The 15,238-nt window shown below is 60.3% G+C and carries 14 protein-coding genes and 1 pseudogene; 4 read left to right on the top strand and 11 right to left on the bottom strand.

Annotated features, from left to right (window positions below):
* Nucleotides 1-38: 38 nt before the first annotated feature.
* Nucleotides 39-944, bottom strand: coding sequence for a LysR family transcriptional regulator (locus tag ACA072_RS23735; protein ID WP_497620972.1), 906 nt, complete (start codon nt 942-944; stop codon nt 39-41).
* 102 nt (nt 945-1,046) lie between these two features.
* On the opposite strand from ACA072_RS23735, the pseudogene ACA072_RS23730 reads away from it, so the two are divergent.
* Nucleotides 1,047-2,222, top strand: a pseudogene (locus ACA072_RS23730) (aspartate aminotransferase family protein).
* A 140-nt stretch (nt 2,223-2,362) separates the two neighbouring features.
* On the opposite strand, the gene ACA072_RS23725 reads toward ACA072_RS23730, so the two are convergent.
* From ACA072_RS23725 to ACA072_RS23700, 6 genes are all read right to left on the bottom strand, one after another.
* The gene (locus ACA072_RS23725; RefSeq protein WP_497620970.1) at nt 2,363-2,797 is read right to left on the bottom strand and encodes a bleomycin resistance protein; all 435 of its coding nucleotides are present in this window, start codon (nt 2,795-2,797) and stop codon (nt 2,363-2,365) included.
* A gap of 11 nt (nt 2,798-2,808) precedes the next feature.
* On the bottom strand, nt 2,809-3,318 hold the full coding sequence (locus tag ACA072_RS23720; protein ID WP_497620968.1) for a P-loop NTPase family protein: 510 nt from the start codon (nt 3,316-3,318) through the stop codon (nt 2,809-2,811).
* A 14-nt stretch (nt 3,319-3,332) separates the two neighbouring features.
* Nucleotides 3,333-5,255: an alkaline phosphatase D family protein gene (locus ACA072_RS23715; RefSeq protein ID WP_497620967.1), complete on the bottom strand. Its 1,923-nt coding sequence runs from the start codon at nt 5,253-5,255 to the stop codon at nt 3,333-3,335.
* Between the two features lie 124 nt (nt 5,256-5,379).
* Nucleotides 5,380-5,742 carry a hypothetical protein gene (locus ACA072_RS23710; RefSeq protein WP_497620965.1) on the bottom strand — a complete coding sequence of 121 codons (363 nt, stop codon included), beginning with the start codon at nt 5,740-5,742 and terminating at the stop codon, nt 5,380-5,382.
* A 102-nt stretch (nt 5,743-5,844) separates the two neighbouring features.
* Complete coding sequence (locus ACA072_RS23705) at nt 5,845-6,111, bottom strand: hypothetical protein (protein ID WP_497620963.1); 267 nt, start codon at nt 6,109-6,111, stop codon at nt 5,845-5,847.
* Complete coding sequence (locus tag ACA072_RS23700) at nt 6,101-6,892, bottom strand: MlaA family lipoprotein (RefSeq protein ID WP_497620961.1); 792 nt, start codon at nt 6,890-6,892, stop codon at nt 6,101-6,103. The genes ACA072_RS23705 and ACA072_RS23700 overlap by 11 nt, the downstream gene beginning before the upstream one ends.
* A 169-nt stretch (nt 6,893-7,061) precedes the next feature.
* Between ACA072_RS23700 and ACA072_RS23695 the strand changes: the two genes are divergently transcribed.
* The 3 genes from ACA072_RS23695 to ACA072_RS23685 are packed head-to-tail and all read left to right on the top strand — an operon-like array spanning nt 7,062 to nt 9,507.
* A complete protein-coding gene (locus tag ACA072_RS23695) occupies nt 7,062-7,772 on the top strand; it encodes a response regulator (protein WP_497620959.1) in 711 nt (236 codons plus the stop codon).
* On the top strand, nt 7,769-9,109 hold the full coding sequence (locus tag ACA072_RS23690) for an ATP-binding protein (protein ID WP_497620957.1): 1,341 nt from the start codon (nt 7,769-7,771) through the stop codon (nt 9,107-9,109). The genes ACA072_RS23695 and ACA072_RS23690 overlap by 4 nt, the downstream gene beginning before the upstream one ends.
* A gap of 29 nt (nt 9,110-9,138) precedes the next feature.
* A complete protein-coding gene (locus ACA072_RS23685) occupies nt 9,139-9,507 on the top strand; it encodes a PH domain-containing protein (protein WP_131059399.1) in 369 nt (122 codons plus the stop codon).
* Between the two features lie 132 nt (nt 9,508-9,639).
* On the opposite strand, the gene ACA072_RS23680 is transcribed toward ACA072_RS23685, so the two are convergent.
* From ACA072_RS23680 to ACA072_RS23665, 4 genes are read right to left on the bottom strand one after another with little or no spacing between them, the layout of a single operon-like run.
* On the bottom strand, nt 9,640-9,861 hold the full coding sequence (locus tag ACA072_RS23680; RefSeq protein ID WP_497448792.1) for a formate dehydrogenase subunit delta: 222 nt from the start codon (nt 9,859-9,861) through the stop codon (nt 9,640-9,642).
* Nucleotides 9,858-12,740, bottom strand: coding sequence for a formate dehydrogenase subunit alpha (gene fdhF, locus ACA072_RS23675; RefSeq protein WP_497620955.1), 2,883 nt, complete (start codon nt 12,738-12,740; stop codon nt 9,858-9,860). The genes ACA072_RS23680 and fdhF overlap by 4 nt, the downstream gene beginning before the upstream one ends.
* On the bottom strand, nt 12,737-14,299 hold the full coding sequence (locus ACA072_RS23670; protein ID WP_497620954.1) for a formate dehydrogenase beta subunit: 1,563 nt from the start codon (nt 14,297-14,299) through the stop codon (nt 12,737-12,739). Before ACA072_RS23670 ends, fdhF begins: the two co-directional genes overlap by 4 nt.
* On the bottom strand, nt 14,296-14,772 hold the full coding sequence (locus ACA072_RS23665; protein WP_497620952.1) for a formate dehydrogenase subunit gamma: 477 nt from the start codon (nt 14,770-14,772) through the stop codon (nt 14,296-14,298). The genes ACA072_RS23670 and ACA072_RS23665 overlap by 4 nt, the downstream gene beginning before the upstream one ends.
* Between the last annotated feature and the right edge of the window lie 466 nt (nt 14,773-15,238).

Raw genomic sequence — 15,238 nt, 5'->3', positions numbered from 1 at the left:
GTCAGTCGGGGAGATTAGTGCATGGTGTATTGCTCCGGCTAGTGCTTGGCCCACAACTGCATGGCGAAGTCGACGAAGCGACGTAATTTCGGCAAGCGGTAGCGATCCTGGGCGTACACCAAGTGCATTGGCCGGCTCGGCAATTGATAGTTCTGCATCAACGCCACCAGTTGTCCGTTCAGCAAATCCTGCTCGACCAGCGCATCGGGCAACATCACGATACCCATCCCGGTTCGAGCCGCCTGATGCAGCCCGGCCGAACTGTTGATCAGCATCGGGCCTTTGACGGCCACCATGACTTCGCCTTCCGGCCCGCTCAGGCGCCACTGTTTTTCCACGGATTGCCAGTCATCGCCGACCGGGTAGGCGAAGGACAAGCAGTCGTGATGTTGCAGGTCTTCGGGTTTTTCCGGTGTGCCCCGGCGCGCCAGATAGTCCTTTGAGGCGCACATGGTCAGCGTGTAGTCGATGAGCGGGCGGGCGATCAGGTTGGACGGTTCGATTGCGCCCAAACGAAACGCCACGTCGAGACCGTTTTCGAGAAGATCGGGTCGCCCGTTGGTGAGCACCACGTCCAGTTTGACTTGCGGGTAACGCAGGGTGAACTCGCTGAGCGCCGGCGCAAGCTTTTCAGTGCCGAAGGTCAGCGGTGCCGTGATGCGCAAGGTCCCGCTCGGCGTGTCCTGGCTCTGTTCGGCCAGGCGTTCGGAATCGGCCACCAATCCCAGTACCTCCAGACAGCGCTGGTAATAAGCGGAGCCAAATTCCGTCAGTCGCTGGCGTCGTGTCGTCCGGTTCAACAAGCGCACACCCAAACGTTGTTCCAGCGCGCGAAGGTGATTGCCGACCATGGTCGTGGACATTTCGCACTGCTGCGCGGCCGCAGTCATGCTGCCGGCTTCTACCACTCTGACGTAAACCGTCATTGCCTGGAACAGATCCATTATCAAGCTCAGCTTTAAGATGATTGAAGTGTTACAGCATTTATCCAGCTCAGGTGGCTAACCATACTGCAAAAACACCGACAATTGATGGAGCTTGATGTCATGAACGCCGCCTGCCTGATGACCACTTACCAACCTCTGGCCCTGAGTTTCAGCAAGGGCCTGGGCACGTGACTTTGGGATCAGGCGGGTCGTGAGTACCTGGATGCGGTGGCAGGTGTGGCGGTGACCAATGTCGGCCACTCTCATCCCAAAATCGTGTCGGCGATCAGCGAGCAGGCCGGGCTGCTGTTGCACACCTCCAATCTCTACAGCATCGACTGGCAACAGCGGTTGGCGCAGAAACTGACGAAGCTGTCGGGCATGGAGCGGGCGTTCTTCAACAACTCCGGTGCCGAAGCCAATGAAACCGCGCTGAAACTTGCGCGACTTTACGGCTGGCACAAAGGCGTCGAACGGCCGTTGGTGGTGGTCATGGAAAATGCCTTCCACGGCCGGACGTTGGGCACCTTATCCGCTAGCGACGGTCCGGCCGTACGCCTGGGATTCAACGAGTTGCCCGGCGACTTCGTCAAAGTGCCCTTCGGCGACCTCAACGCCCTGGAAAAGGTGCAGCAAGCTCATGGCCCGCGCATTGTGGCGATTCTGATGGAACCGATTCAGGGCGAAAGCGGCGTCCAGTTAGCGTCCGCCGGTTACCTGAAAGCCGTGCGCGAACGGTGCAACCGGCGCGGCTGGCTGATGATGCTCGACGAAATCCAGACCGGCATCGGTCGTACCGGCCAGTGGTTCGCCTTTCAGCACGAAGGCATCGTCCCGGACGTCATGACCCTGGCCAAGGGACTGGGCAACGGCATCCCCATCGGTGCCTGTCTGGCCCGGGGCAAAGCCGCCGAGCTGTTCACCCCTGGCAGTCATGGCAGCACCTTCGGCGGCAATCCGCTGGCGTGCCGTGTCGGCTGCACAGTGCTGGACATCATCGAAGAACAAGGCTTGCTGGAAAACGCCAGACTGCAGGGCGAACGCCTGCTGGCCAGACTGCGCGCCGAACTGGCAGACAACCCGAACGTCCTGGCGATTCGAGGCCAAGGCTTGATAATCGGCATCGAACTCAAACAGCCGATCCGCGACCTGACCCTGATCGCCGCCCGGGATCACGGCTTGCTGATCAACGTGACACGGGGCAAGACCATTCGCCTGCTGCCACCGCTGACGATTGATGAGCGGGAAGTGGAGATGATTGTCAGAGGGGTTTGTCGGGCGTTAATCACGGCCTAGTAGAAGGATCGTTCCCACGCTCTGCGTGGGAATGCCTCAATGGACGCTCTGCGTCCGCTTCTGGGACGCGGAGCGTCCCGGGCTGCATTCCCACGCAGAGCGTGGGAATGATCTTGCTCGGGGTAATGGTTGTTGCGACCTCAACAGCCTGGCAAACAAACCCGCTCCCCCAAATTTTCCACCAACCGAACCAGATACCCATCCGGATCTTGCACCAGAAATTCCCGTTGCCCGACTTCCACCGCATCGGCGCGATACCAGACATCGGCGCAGGGACGAAACAGCGGCCATTCAGCAGCCGCCAATCGCTTGAGTATCGGTTCGACAAGATCAACAGTGATTTGAAAGTTGATGCCCCGACCAAACGGCGCTTCCAATGCCCCGGTCATCCACTGGCCTTCGTCCGGCGCGTATTGCTCCAGCATGATCTGCACGCCGTTTTTATCGAGGTAGGCGAAACCCGCTTCCGGACGCTCGTAGGCGATCTCGAAACCAATTAGCGAGGTCCAGAAATGCAGGCTTTTCTTGATGTCAGTGACCATCAGTTCGGGCACCAACTTGCTCCGTGCAAACATACAAATCCTTGTTAAACGCTGTGAGATGAGTCGGGAAGGTTGTTCACGAAGGCCGTGATGTCACTTTGATCCATGAGTTTGATTTTTGAACCGCTGAACCCTCCAAACAGTTGCCGATGCACAGAAAACCCACTGGAGTCCTCGCGAACACGATAACTGACAGCCCATTCCAGCAACGCTATCAGCAACTCGTCGTTGTCCTGCCGGTTTTCTCGCTGGCAAATATTGGCGACGCAGTTCTCGTCGTCAACACACAGCCAGACAAGCGCTGTTGCTCTGTGGATAACTTCGCTGACGATCCAGCCGTAAACACCCTCGATCACCCAGTACTCTTCATCGGCCAACATTCGTGCCATGCCCAACGCTTCGGAGCGAGGGCGGGCGATGCTGCATTCGTCTGACACCCAGTGAACCCGATCAAGATCGGTCAACGGCGCATGCAGTTGTTCAGCCAGTCGTTTAGCCAGCCAACTTTTGCCTGCGCCAGAGTTGCCGATGATCAGGGTTCGGGTGAGGTTCATGGTGACTCACACTTTCAGTCGTCATTCTCAGGCGCAACCATCCGCGTCTTCGGCGCGCCGTTTGAGTTGTGCTGATAGATTTCCTGCGGTTGCCCTTTCTCATTGAAGAACACTTGGCCGATTCCCGCCGAATTCCACAACCGTTCACCTGCTTCAGCATGTTCAGGGGTGTGCGGGATGATGCGCATGCGGCGGCGTTTGGTCAGCCAGTTGAGCGGCGAGCGCGGTGAGTAGAGCCAGCGGTTGAGGCGGTCGAACCACTCAAGCAGCGCGGGCGGGAATTCGTTTTTTATGCCGCTGCTGGTGATCTGCCAAATCCTCGGACCGGCCTTGCGGTGTCGGATCAGGACTTCGTAGACGAAGGAATAATGCACATCCCCCGACAGCACCACGTAGTTCCCCGGTGTACGCGAGTGTCGGAAAATGTTCAGGATCACCTGGGCCGCGCCGCGATGGGCCATCCAGTTTTCCGCATCCACCAGCAGGGGATAACCGCACCAGCTAAAGACGCGTTGCACGGTTTCGATCAGTTTGACGCCAAAGATCGGCGCCGGCGATACGATGATCGCCGACGGATGATCGAGCAATTCCTGTTGCAGCTCGCTGAGCGCTTCCCAGTCCAGCAGGCCTGAGGGTTGCTTGAGGTTCATCTCGCTGCGCCAGCGTCGGGTTCGGGTGTCGATGACGACCAGCGCCGGGGTGGTGGGCAGCACGTAATGCCAGTGTTGAAAAACCAGCAACTCATCGATCAGGGCGTCCTGGACGTCGCTGTCGAGATAGTGGTCGTGCCCGGTGGCACTCAGCAAACAGGCTTTTTCCAGTACACCGCCGAACGCATCCGGGTTATTGCCCCAGCCCTGGCACAGCATGTAGGCGAGCAGCGCGTTGCCGATGATGCGCTTGGAGAACGGATGGCCGTAGGCCGTTTCCTCCCATTGCGCGGACAGATTCCAGTCGTCGGTAATGTCATGGTCGTCGAAGATCATCAGGCATGGCAGATGCGCCATCGCTCGCGCAACGCCGCCCAGACCTGCCTTGAAGTCATCGATACGGGTTTGTTCAAGGGCATAACGCTTTTGTCTTTCGGGCGTCAGCGCCGGGGGTTGTGGCGCGATCAGCGTCCAGGGTGTCGGCGACCAGACCAGCAGGTACATGGCCATGACTTCGGCGAACGTCACCAGATGGTTATCGGCACTGCTGCTGGTGAAAATCGGCTTACGCGCGCCGCCGAAAAATCGCTCGCGCAAGGTTTTGTTGCTCTCAAGCGCCGGTAACAAATCCGCACGATGGTAGTAACTGGCAGGGTGTTCGTAGAGCTTGGCACTGTCGCTGACCACCGCGCCTTCGAGGTGCTCTTCGAACAGCCCCAGTTGCTTGATCAAGGCGTGGATCGCCCGCAACGTCGGCCCGGCGACGTCGTCGGCATACACCTGGTCACCGCTCATCATCAGCAGGGCCGGGCGCTCTGTTGCGGTATGTTCCGTCGCCAGAAAACGATCGACGCACAGCAAGCCGTCGGCTGCCGGGTGGTGAGGTTTACGGCAGGAACCGTGCATTAACTGATCGATGCGCGAACGCAAAACGAAATTCGGGCAACGGGCTTCGCCGTACAGAAGATGAGGCGCCCAGTCGGCAATACCGGTCGCCGCGTCATCAATCAGCAGGTCATAGTCGATCCGGGTGTCGCAGGGCAGGGCGGTCGCCAGCGGCACATCGATCAGATGAACGAAGGCATGCTTGCCAATCGGGATGACCGTGCATTGCCCGGCGTCGAGGCGAATGTCGCCGACACCTTGCAGGCGCAAGGTCAGCGACAAGGCCCGGGTTCCTACCAGCCAGAGCACCAGGCGCGTGGGCTCCAGACGCCGCAACAGCGGGCCGGCGAGGACCGGTGGCAGAGAGCGATGGCTGTCGGGGAATGGCGAAGACATGGGCATGCAGGTTCAAGACTCTTGGTGCACAGAGCGCGCGATGATAGCGCAGCCAGCGCCCAGAATTATCTGATGGCCACTGGCTTGCCGCTAAAGGTGTGCCGTCGAAGGGTGAAGGGCTGGGCAGTACTCATTTGCCATGAAAGATCAGTGCGCATATCACAAATGTGAGGAATGCCGTCACCAGACTGCCAGTTCCGGCGATCAAATGACGCCCGACCGGATACTCATCTCGCTTGAACCTGGCGACTATGAAGAGCCATGTCCCGATGAAGACGCCAAGGGTCGACATGATCGTATAAAAAATGACAGCGGGTCGTACTTCTGTCTCAACGGGGCTCGCGAACACCAGCACGACCGTGGCGACAATCAAGCTGGCCAGAGCACCTGCGAGGTTGGCGAACCACAGATTGAAGCTGCCACGGTTTCTCACTATCCAGAACCAGATCCCCGCTGACGCAGCCAGGAACACCAATATTGCGAAGAGGACCATTCATTCTTCCTTGTTAACAATGGCTTCCATTGTTCGTTGAGATGAGGCGATGGCGCGCACGATAGCAAATCAATGGCATGGTGTTGAAGTGAGACGGGCGATTCATCGAGGCAGCGAAAGGCTGTCCGCTGTCATGACACTGGTTTCCCCATTGGCCACGAGCCAGCGAAACAAATCGCTCACCGACACCGTATGACTGCGCTCGATCCAGCGCACCACCGCCGGACCGTAGTGTTCGGTGTAGCGGCTGAGCACCAGTTGGCGACAGTCCGGTGACAGACGCAGGGTAATTTCCCGACAGTGCAGATTGGCGGCGTCGTCCCGGGTCACCCGTTGTTGCAGCGTCAAATGATTGCTTTCAGAAACCATCGGCCGGTGCTCCTTCGCATTGAGGTTTGGTGGTTTGCGCTGAACCTTGTTTGCCATCCGCCACATAAGCGGCTCGATGCTCGGCGACCACGTTGCGCAAGGCGCTGTAATAATCAGGCAGTTTTTGCAGGCTGTCGGTCAGTGGTAACGCTTCTGCGCGACCATCGACGATGCCGCCGACGGTGTTGATGGTGGACAACGTGTCCACGGTATCGCTGTTACTGCCGAAAGGATCGACCACAAAACTCAGCACTCGCCCGGCCGCATCGCGGCTGTTCGAGGTGCCGAACAATGGCAACTCGACGATCGGACCGTTGCCAATGCCCCACACGCCAAACGTCTGGCCAAAGTCCGCATCGTGACGCGGGACGCCGGCCATGCCGGAAACGTCGATCAAGCCCACCACGCCGACCGTGGTGTTTAGCGCGAAACGCCCCAAGGTGTTGACCGAGCGCATCGGGTTGCCTTGCAGCAGGTCATTGATAAAAACCTTCGGCTCACCAAAGTTCGCCACGAAGTTATGCACACCCGTCTGGAAAAAGTCCGGCAAGTCACGATAACCGCGAGCGACCGGCGCCAGGGCGTAGTCATCGACCACCCGATTGAACGCGAAGATGCCGCGGTTGAACGGTTCCGCCGGGTCGTCCACTGAATAGCTGATTTCGGCGCAGGTCACGATGGCGGGCGAGGGCGGTTGGCTGCTGCAACCCGCCAGTCCTGCGGCGAACACGGCGATCGAAGTGTTGCGGGCCAGCCAGGGAGCACATTTGAAAGGCGACATGGACGCGAGTCTCGGGGGAGGAATTCGCCGAGATGCTGAGCCCCGAGCCTTGCGCAAAGATGTCTGGTTTGTTGCGACGCTGACGCTTTATTGCAGGATTGAAATATATGACGCGCCGCCGTGAATGGTTTTAGATGGCGGTTCCATTCGCCCCCTCAAGTGACCTTCGGTGAACAGCCTTTTAATTGTGGACGACGACCTTGAAGTCCTCGATCTGCTGAAAAAATTCTTCGTGCAGCAGGGCTACAGCGTAGAAGTCGCCACCGACGGCGCGTCGCTGTGGGCGGTCATCGAGCGACAGCCGCCAGACCTGATCATTCTCGACGTAATGTTGCCGGGGGACAGTGGACTGATCCTGTGTCAGCAACTACGGATTCGCTACGCGATGCCGGTAATCATGCTGACCGCCATGGGCGAACTCAGCGACCGGGTCGTCGGCCTCGAACTGGGCGCCGATGACTACCTGACCAAACCCTTCGACGCCCGTGAGTTGCTGGCCCGAGTGCGCGCCGTGTTGCGCCGCGTGGACGAGCGACGCCCGGTGTTGCAGGAGCGCCCACGGCCGCTGATCGACTTTGCCGACTGGCACCTCGACGTCACGCGCCGCGAATTGCGTTCGCCGGACAACGTGATGATCCCGCTGTCGGCCGGCGAGTTCGACTTGCTGCTGGTCTTCGTCGAACACCCCCAGCGCATCCTCACCCGCGAGCAGTTGCTGGACCTGGCGCGCGGGCATTGCCATGACGCGTTCGATCGCAGCATCGATGTGCAAGTCAGCCGCCTGCGACGCAAACTCGAGTCCGACAGTAAACGCCCGGCGATGATTCGCACGGTGCGCAATGGCGGCTACTTGTTCACCCCCAGCGTGACGCGGCGATGAGCTGGCTGAAGCGGATTCGCCGGGACACGGTGGCGCGCTGGATCGCCTTGACGATCATCCTGGCCATGCTCATTTCACTGGCGCTCAACGGGCTGTTTATCCAAGTGGCCGGCGTGTGGGCGCGCCCGCCACTGACCGAAACCGGGTTGCTGGAAAAAATGGCCGCCATCACCCGTATCATTCAAGCCGCCCCGGCGCCACTGCGCAGCCAACTGGCGCAATCCGTCAGCGATGAAGGTTTCACCGTCAGTTGGCACCTTGATCGGCGCGAGCTCAATCTTCCGACAGTGGAAGATCTGGATTCTGAGGTCGGCTCGACCGTTCTGCAGCCGTTGCTCAAATTCGCCGGTCGAATCCTGGTCTATGAGCCGGCCGACTGGACGGAAAACTCGGCGGACGCGCATTACGCGCTGCTGATCGAGCTGCCGGACGCCTCCTGGCTGATGTTCGCCGCCCACTCGCGCAATTGGGGCCTCGACGATACGCCACGCTACCTGATCGTCGTCTTGCTGGTGCTCATCTCCACCGCCCTCGTCACACTGATCGCCACCCGCCGCCTCGCCACACCCTTGCAACACTTCGCCGAGGGCGCCCGACGTTTCGGCGTGGATTTCCGCGCCCCGCCCATCGAACCCCTCGGCCCCCAGGAAATCCGCCAGGCGATCCTCGCCTTCAACGCCATGCAGGCCCAGTTGCAACACTTCATCCGCGACCGCACCCAAATGCTCGCGGCCATCTCCCACGACCTGCGCGCGCCCTTGACGCGGATGCGCTTGCGCGGGGAATTCATCGAAGACAGCGAGCAACAGCAGCGGCTGTTTCGCGATGTGGATGAAATGCAGGCGATGATTAATTCGGCGTTGGAGTTCTTCCGCGATGATGCCCGGCTTGAGCCGGCGACCCAGTTTGATCTGGCGGAATTGCTGCAAACGTTGCTGGATGATTATCGGGATCAGGGCGTCGACATTGCGTTCAGTGGGCCGTTGCGACTGGTGTATTTCGGGCGACCGTTGGGGCTTAAGCGGGTGATGACCAATCTGCTGGAAAACGCGATCAAGTACGCAAGTGAGCCGGCAATTGAGCTGATTCCGGACAGTGGGGAAGTGCGGATCAAAGTACTGGATCATGGGCCGGGAATTCCTGAGTCGAGTCATGAACAGGTATTCACGCCGTTCTTTCGCCTGGAAGGATCGCGTAACAAAAGTACCGGGGGCGTCGGGTTAGGGTTATCGGCGGCGCGGGCTATTGTGTTGGAGCATGGCGGCGAGCTGAAGCTGCGTAATCGGTCGAAGGGTGGGTTGGAAGCGTTGGTGGTGTTGCCCGTGCATCCGGCTTAGATGTTCATTTGATAAACAGGGAATGACAGATGATTGATTTCAACAACAAAGGCTTCTTCAAACTCAAGCAAAACGATGAATACGCCGAACGCGTTACTTCGCTGCTTCTGGATGGGGAGCAGGTAATCGACTCCTACAAATCCATGCGCGATGGGGTGGTGTTTACCAATAAGCGGATCATCGCGGTGAACGTGCAGGGCCTCACCGGCAGCAAGAAAGACTTCACCTCGTTGCCGTACAAAAACATCGTGGCGTATTCGGTGGAAACGTCCGGGACGTTTGATCTGGATTCCGAGTTGGAGATTTATTTTTCTTCGCTGGGGAAGGTGAAATTCGAGTTCACCGGCAGGACATCGATGGTGGAGATCTCGAAGCTGATCTCTCAACATCTGCTCTAAACACGCACTCCATGTGGGAGCGAGCTTGCTCGCGATGAGGGCCGTACATTCAGCATGAGTGCTGACTGAACTGACGCTATCCCGAGCAAGCTCGCTCCCACAGGTTTTTTAGCCAGCAGGCCAATCCCGGGACTAAGCCTCCCAACCCGCCCCACTGACCGCCGCCTGCGCCAGCGGATGCAAGTCCGCCCCTTGATGCTCCGTCTGCCAGGCCAGCAATTCCTTGCGCATGCCCGGCGTCCAGTACATCTTCAGATGATTACGCACTCCGAGCACGGCCGCTTGCTGGTCCGGTTCGGTGGCGAAATACAGGGCGATCTGATTGACCATCTTGATCAGGTTCTCAGTACTCATCGGCGCACCTCCGCTTTAGCGCCACGGGCCTGACGGCGTTCCTTGAGCAAACGGTCCTGTTCGTCGCTGAAGGCCTGATAGCGTTTTTGCCACTCGGAAGGGTGGTAGACGCGGCTGACTTCCACGGCGGTGACCTTGTACTCCGGACAGTTGGTGGCCCAGTCGGAGTTGTCGGTGGTGATCACGTTGGCCCCCGATTCCGGGAAGTGGAACGTGGTGTACACCACGCCGGGGGCGACCCGTTCGGTGACCCGCGCACGCAGTACGGTCTGCCCGGCGCGGCTGCCGATGCCGACCCAGTCGTCTTCGTTGATGCCACGGCTCTCGGCGTCGGTCGGATGGATTTCCAGACGGTCTTCATCGTGCCAGGCGACGTTTTCGGTACGCCGTGTCTGAGCGCCAACGTTGTACTGGCTGAGGATGCGCCCGGTGGTCAGCAGCAGCGGATAGCGATTGTTGACCTTCTCCTCGGTGGGTACATAGCCGGTGAGCATGAAGCGCCCCTTGCCGCGCACGAATTCCTCGATGTGCATGGTCGGCGTGCCGTCCGGTGCGGCGGCGTTGCACGGCCATTGCAGGCTGCCGTGGCTGTCCAGCGCGGCGTAGCTGACGTTGGTGAAGGTCGGCGTCAGGCTGGCGATTTCATCCATGATTTGCGACGGATGCGTGTAGTTCATCGGGTAGCCCAAGGCGTTGGCCAGCGCCACCGTGCCTTCCCAGTCGGCCTTGCCGCCCAGCGGTTCCATGACCTTGCGCACACGCGAAATGCGCCGCTCGGCGTTGGTGAAGGTGCCGTCCTTTTCCAGGAACGAACTGCCCGGCAGGAACACGTGGGCGAACCTGGCTGTTTCGTTGAGGAAAATGTCCTGCACCACCACGCATTCCATGGCCGACAGCGCTGCGGTGACGTGCTGGGTATTCGGATCGCTCTGGGCGATGTCTTCGCCCTGGCAATACAAACCCTTGAAGGTGCCGGCCAAGGCCGACTCAAACATATTGGGAATGCGCAGGCCCGGGTCAGGTTGCAAAGTGACGTTCCAAGCCTGTTCGAACTGCGTCCGTACCACCTCGTTGGAGATGTGCCGGTAACCGGGCAGTTCGTGGGGGAAGGAGCCCATATCGCAGGAGCCCTGCACGTTGTTCTGTCCGCGCAGCGGGTTCACCCCGACGCCCTCGCGGCCGATGTTGCCGGTGGCCATGGCGAGGTTGGCGATGCCCATGACCGCGGTGCTGCCCTGACTGTGCTCAGTGATGCCCAGGCCGTAGTAGATCGCCGCATTGCCAGCGCGCGCGTACAGACGGGCGGCGGCACGGATGTCGGCAGCGTCTACACCGCAAATGTCGCCAAGCACATCCGGCGAGTTTTCCGCACGGCTGACGAACTCGCTCCAGCGGGCGAAATCGCTGCCCTCGCAACGGGCGTCGATAAAGTCCTGGTCTTGCAGGCCTTCGGTGATGATCACATGGGCCAACGCATTGAGCATGGCGACGTTGGTGCCCGGACGCAGGGCCAGGTGCAGTTCGGCGCGGGCGTGCACCGAGTCCACCAGATCAATGCGCCGTGGATCGATGACGATCAGCCGCGCGCCTTCACGCAGACGGCGTTTGAGTTGGGAAGCGAACACCGGGTGGGCGTCGCTGGGGTTGGCGCCCATCACCAGAATCACGTCGGCCTGCATCACCGAGTCGAAACTCTGGGTGCCGGCGGACTCGCCCAGGGTTTGTTTCAGGCCATAGCCGGTCGGCGAGTGGCAGACCCGCGCACAGGTGTCGACGTTGTTATTGCCGAACGCCGCGCGCACCAGTTTTTGTACGAGATAGGTTTCCTCGTTGGTGCAGCGGCTGGAGGTGATGCCACCAATGGAATCGCGGCCATATTTTTGCTGCAACCGGCGGAATTCGCTGGCCGCGTAGGTCACCGCTTCATCCCAGCTGACTTCCTGCCACGGGTCGTTGATGTGGCTGCGGATCATCGGTTTGGTGATGCGATCCGGGTGAGTCGCGTAGCCCCAGGCAAATCGCCCTTTGACGCACGAATGGCCGTGGTTGGCCTGGCCGTTCTTGTCCGGAACCATGCGCACCAGTTGGTCGCCTTTCATCTCGGCGCGGAACGAACAGCCCACACCGCAATAGGCGCAAGTGGTGATCACGCTGCGTTCCGGCTGACCCAATTCCACCACGCTTTTTTCCATCAGCGTCGCGGTCGGGCAGGCTTGCACACACGCGCCGCAAGACACGCATTCCGATTCGAGGAAGTTCTCGCCACCGGCAGCCGCGACCCGGGATTCAAAACCGCGTCCGGTAATGGTCAGCGCAAAGGTGCCCTGGGTTTCTTCGCAGGCGCGCACGCAGCGGTTGCAGACGATGCACTTGCTCGGGTCGTAGTCGAAGTAAGGGTTGGAGGTGTCTTTCACATCCTCCAGATGGTTCTCGCCTTCATAGCCGTAACGCACTTCGCGCAGGCCGACCTGACCGGCGACGGTTTGCAACTCGCAGTTGCCGTTGGCCGAGCAGGTCAGGCAGTCCAGCGGGTGATCGGAGATGTACAACTCCATGACGTTGCGGCGCAGGGTGGCGAGCTTCGGTGTCTGGGTGTGCACGCTCATGCCTTCAGTGACCGGCGTGGTGCAGGACGCCGGGTAGCCGCGCATGCCGTCGATCTCCACCAGGCACATGCGGCAGGAGCCGAAAGCCTCCAGGCTGTCGGTGGCGCACAATTTGGGAATGGTGGTGCCCATCAGCGCAGCGGCGCGCATCACCGAGGTGCCTTCGGGCACGCTGATGCTGCGACCATCGATGTTCAGCGTGACCTGCACGTCGCTGTCGCGGGCCGGGGTGCCCAGATCGATATCGGTTTTCGGGTCGAAGAGAGTAATCATTGCTCGGCCTCCGAGGCTTGCAGACCGAAGTCGGCGGGGAAGTACTTGAGGGCGCTGGTGACCGGAAAGGGGGCCATGCCGCCCAAGGCGCACAGCGAACCGTATTGCATCGTGTCGCACAGGTCTTTGAGGATGATCGCTTGCGCATCGCGATCGCTCTGGTCCGGCGCGGCCAGCATCCGGTCTATGACCTCCACGCCCCGGGTCGAGCCAATGCGGCAGGGCGTGCATTTGCCACAGGATTCCTCGGCGCAGAATTGCATGGCGAAACGGGCCATTTGGGCCATGTCCAAGGTGTCGTCAGCCACGACCACACCGCCGTGACCGACCATCGCGCCGATGCCGGCGAAGGCCTCGTAATCCAGCGGTGTATCGAATTGCGATGGAGGTACCCAAGTGCCGAGCGGGCCGCCCACCTGCGCGGCTTTCAGCGGTCGGCCACTGGCGGTGCCGCCGCCGTAGCCTTCCACCAATTCGCGCAGGGTCAGGCCAAACGCCCGCTCCACCAGACCGCCGTGGCGAATATTGCCCGCCAGCTGAAAAGGCATGGTGCCCAGCGAACGGCCCATGCCGTAGTCGCGATAGAACTGTGCGCCCTTGGCTAGAATCAACGGCACCGAGGCCAGCGTCAGCACGTTGTGCACCAGCGTCGGCAGGCCGAACAACCCTTGTAGGGCAGGGATCGGCGGCTTGGCGCGAACGATCCCGCGTTTGCCTTCGAGTGAATCCAGCAACGCGGTTTCCTCACCGCAGATATAAGCGCCGGCACCGACCCGCACTTCCATATCGAAAGCCTGCCCGCTGCCGCCGACATTGGCGCCGAGGTAACCGGCGGCCCGAGCCAAATTCAGCGCCTGGCGCAGGGTGGCCACGGCGTCCGGATATTCCGAGCGCACATAGATGTAGCCGTAAGTGGCACCGACGGTGATGCCGGCAATGGCCATGCCTTCGATCAGCAGGAAGGGGTCGCCTTCCATCAACATGCGGTCGGCGAAAGTGCCGGAGTCGCCTTCGTCGGCGTTGCACACAATGTATTTCTGCGCAGCCTGGGTGGCGCGCACCGTGCGCCATTTGATCCCGGCCGGGAACGCCGCGCCGCCACGGCCACGCAGGCCTGAATCGAACACCTCCGTCGCGGTTTGCTCACCGCCAACGGTCACGGCCCTCGTTAACCCCTCGAAACCGCCATGGGCCCGGTAATCGTCCAGCGACAGCGGCCGGGTAATACCGGCGCGGGCAAACAGCAGGCGTTGTTGAGACTTCAGATAAGGCAATTCTTCCACTAGGCCCAAGGCCAGTGGATGTGCGGACGGCTCACCTTGCAAGGCTTCGAGCACGGACGGCACATCGGCAGCGGTCAGCGGGCCGAAGCCGATACGGCCTTGCGGGCTGTCCACTTCCAACAGCGGTTCCAGCCAATAGAGGCCGCGAGAACTGGTGCGCTGCAACTCCAGGGGCAGATTGCGTTCCTTGGCCTGAGTGATTAGCGCTGTGGAGACCTCATCGGCACCCACTGCGCGGGCCAGCGAATCAGTGGGCAGATAAAGAGTCGGCATCATGCGTCCTCCCGACAAGCGTCGAGCAACGCATCCAGCCGTTCAGCACTCAGCCGCGCATGCACCCGGCCATCCAGTTCCAGAGCGGGCGAGCAAGCACAAGCGCCGAGGCAATAAACCGGCCGCAAACTGATGCTGCCATCGGCGCTGCTGCCGTGATCATCCAGTTGCAGACGTTCACGCAACTGCGCGGCAAGCTCCTCGGCACCGCGACTCTTGCAGGACTCAGCCCGGCACAGCCGCAGGATATGCTTGGCCGGCGGCGCGGTACGGAAGTCATGGTAAAAACTGATCACCCCGCGAACCTCCGCCTGACTCTGATTGAGGGCGTGAGCAATCTCGGGGACGGCCGCATCGGGGATGTAACCGATGCGTTCCTGAATATCATGAAGAATGGGCAACAGTGCGCCCGCAGAGCCCTTGTGGCGCTCCAGCAGGGTGTTGACCACAGGCAGGTGCAAACTCTCATCAGGCATTCAGCAATCCTCACGGTCACGGACAAACCAGATGGTCGTCGGTCGTCCGAAAGTGTCGGCTGCGGCACTCACACCACGTCACGGAATCGTGGCAATTTCAGGCCGGTGGCCAGGGCACCCTGAGCGGGCATCTTGTTGTGCCCGACGCGGTCTTCGCCGCACCTCTACTGGGCATAAAGGGCAGCTTGCCACGCCGCTTTTGATTGAACTGCACCAAAGCGACGTGTTCGGTTCTGCCTACGACTATCCATTAAGTCTAGATGAGTGTGGTGTGGGGTGTTTGCTCACTGGCCTAATGCCCTGAGGGCTTGTCGATGGGGGATGTATAGCAAGCATTGCAGGTGAGAAACAGCATCAGATTCGTGGGCAAATCAGGGAGCAGATGCGTTGATCTATCCCGCTGTAAACCGAAAGCCATTCACCCCGAGCCAAACAATAAAAAGCCCCGAAAACCTCGAGGCAAATC

It is taken from the genome of Pseudomonas sp. LBUM1656 (assembly GCF_059716065.1).
The sequence above is the reverse complement of the archived record's forward strand: the minus strand, read 5'-3'. Positions and strand labels throughout refer to the sequence as shown.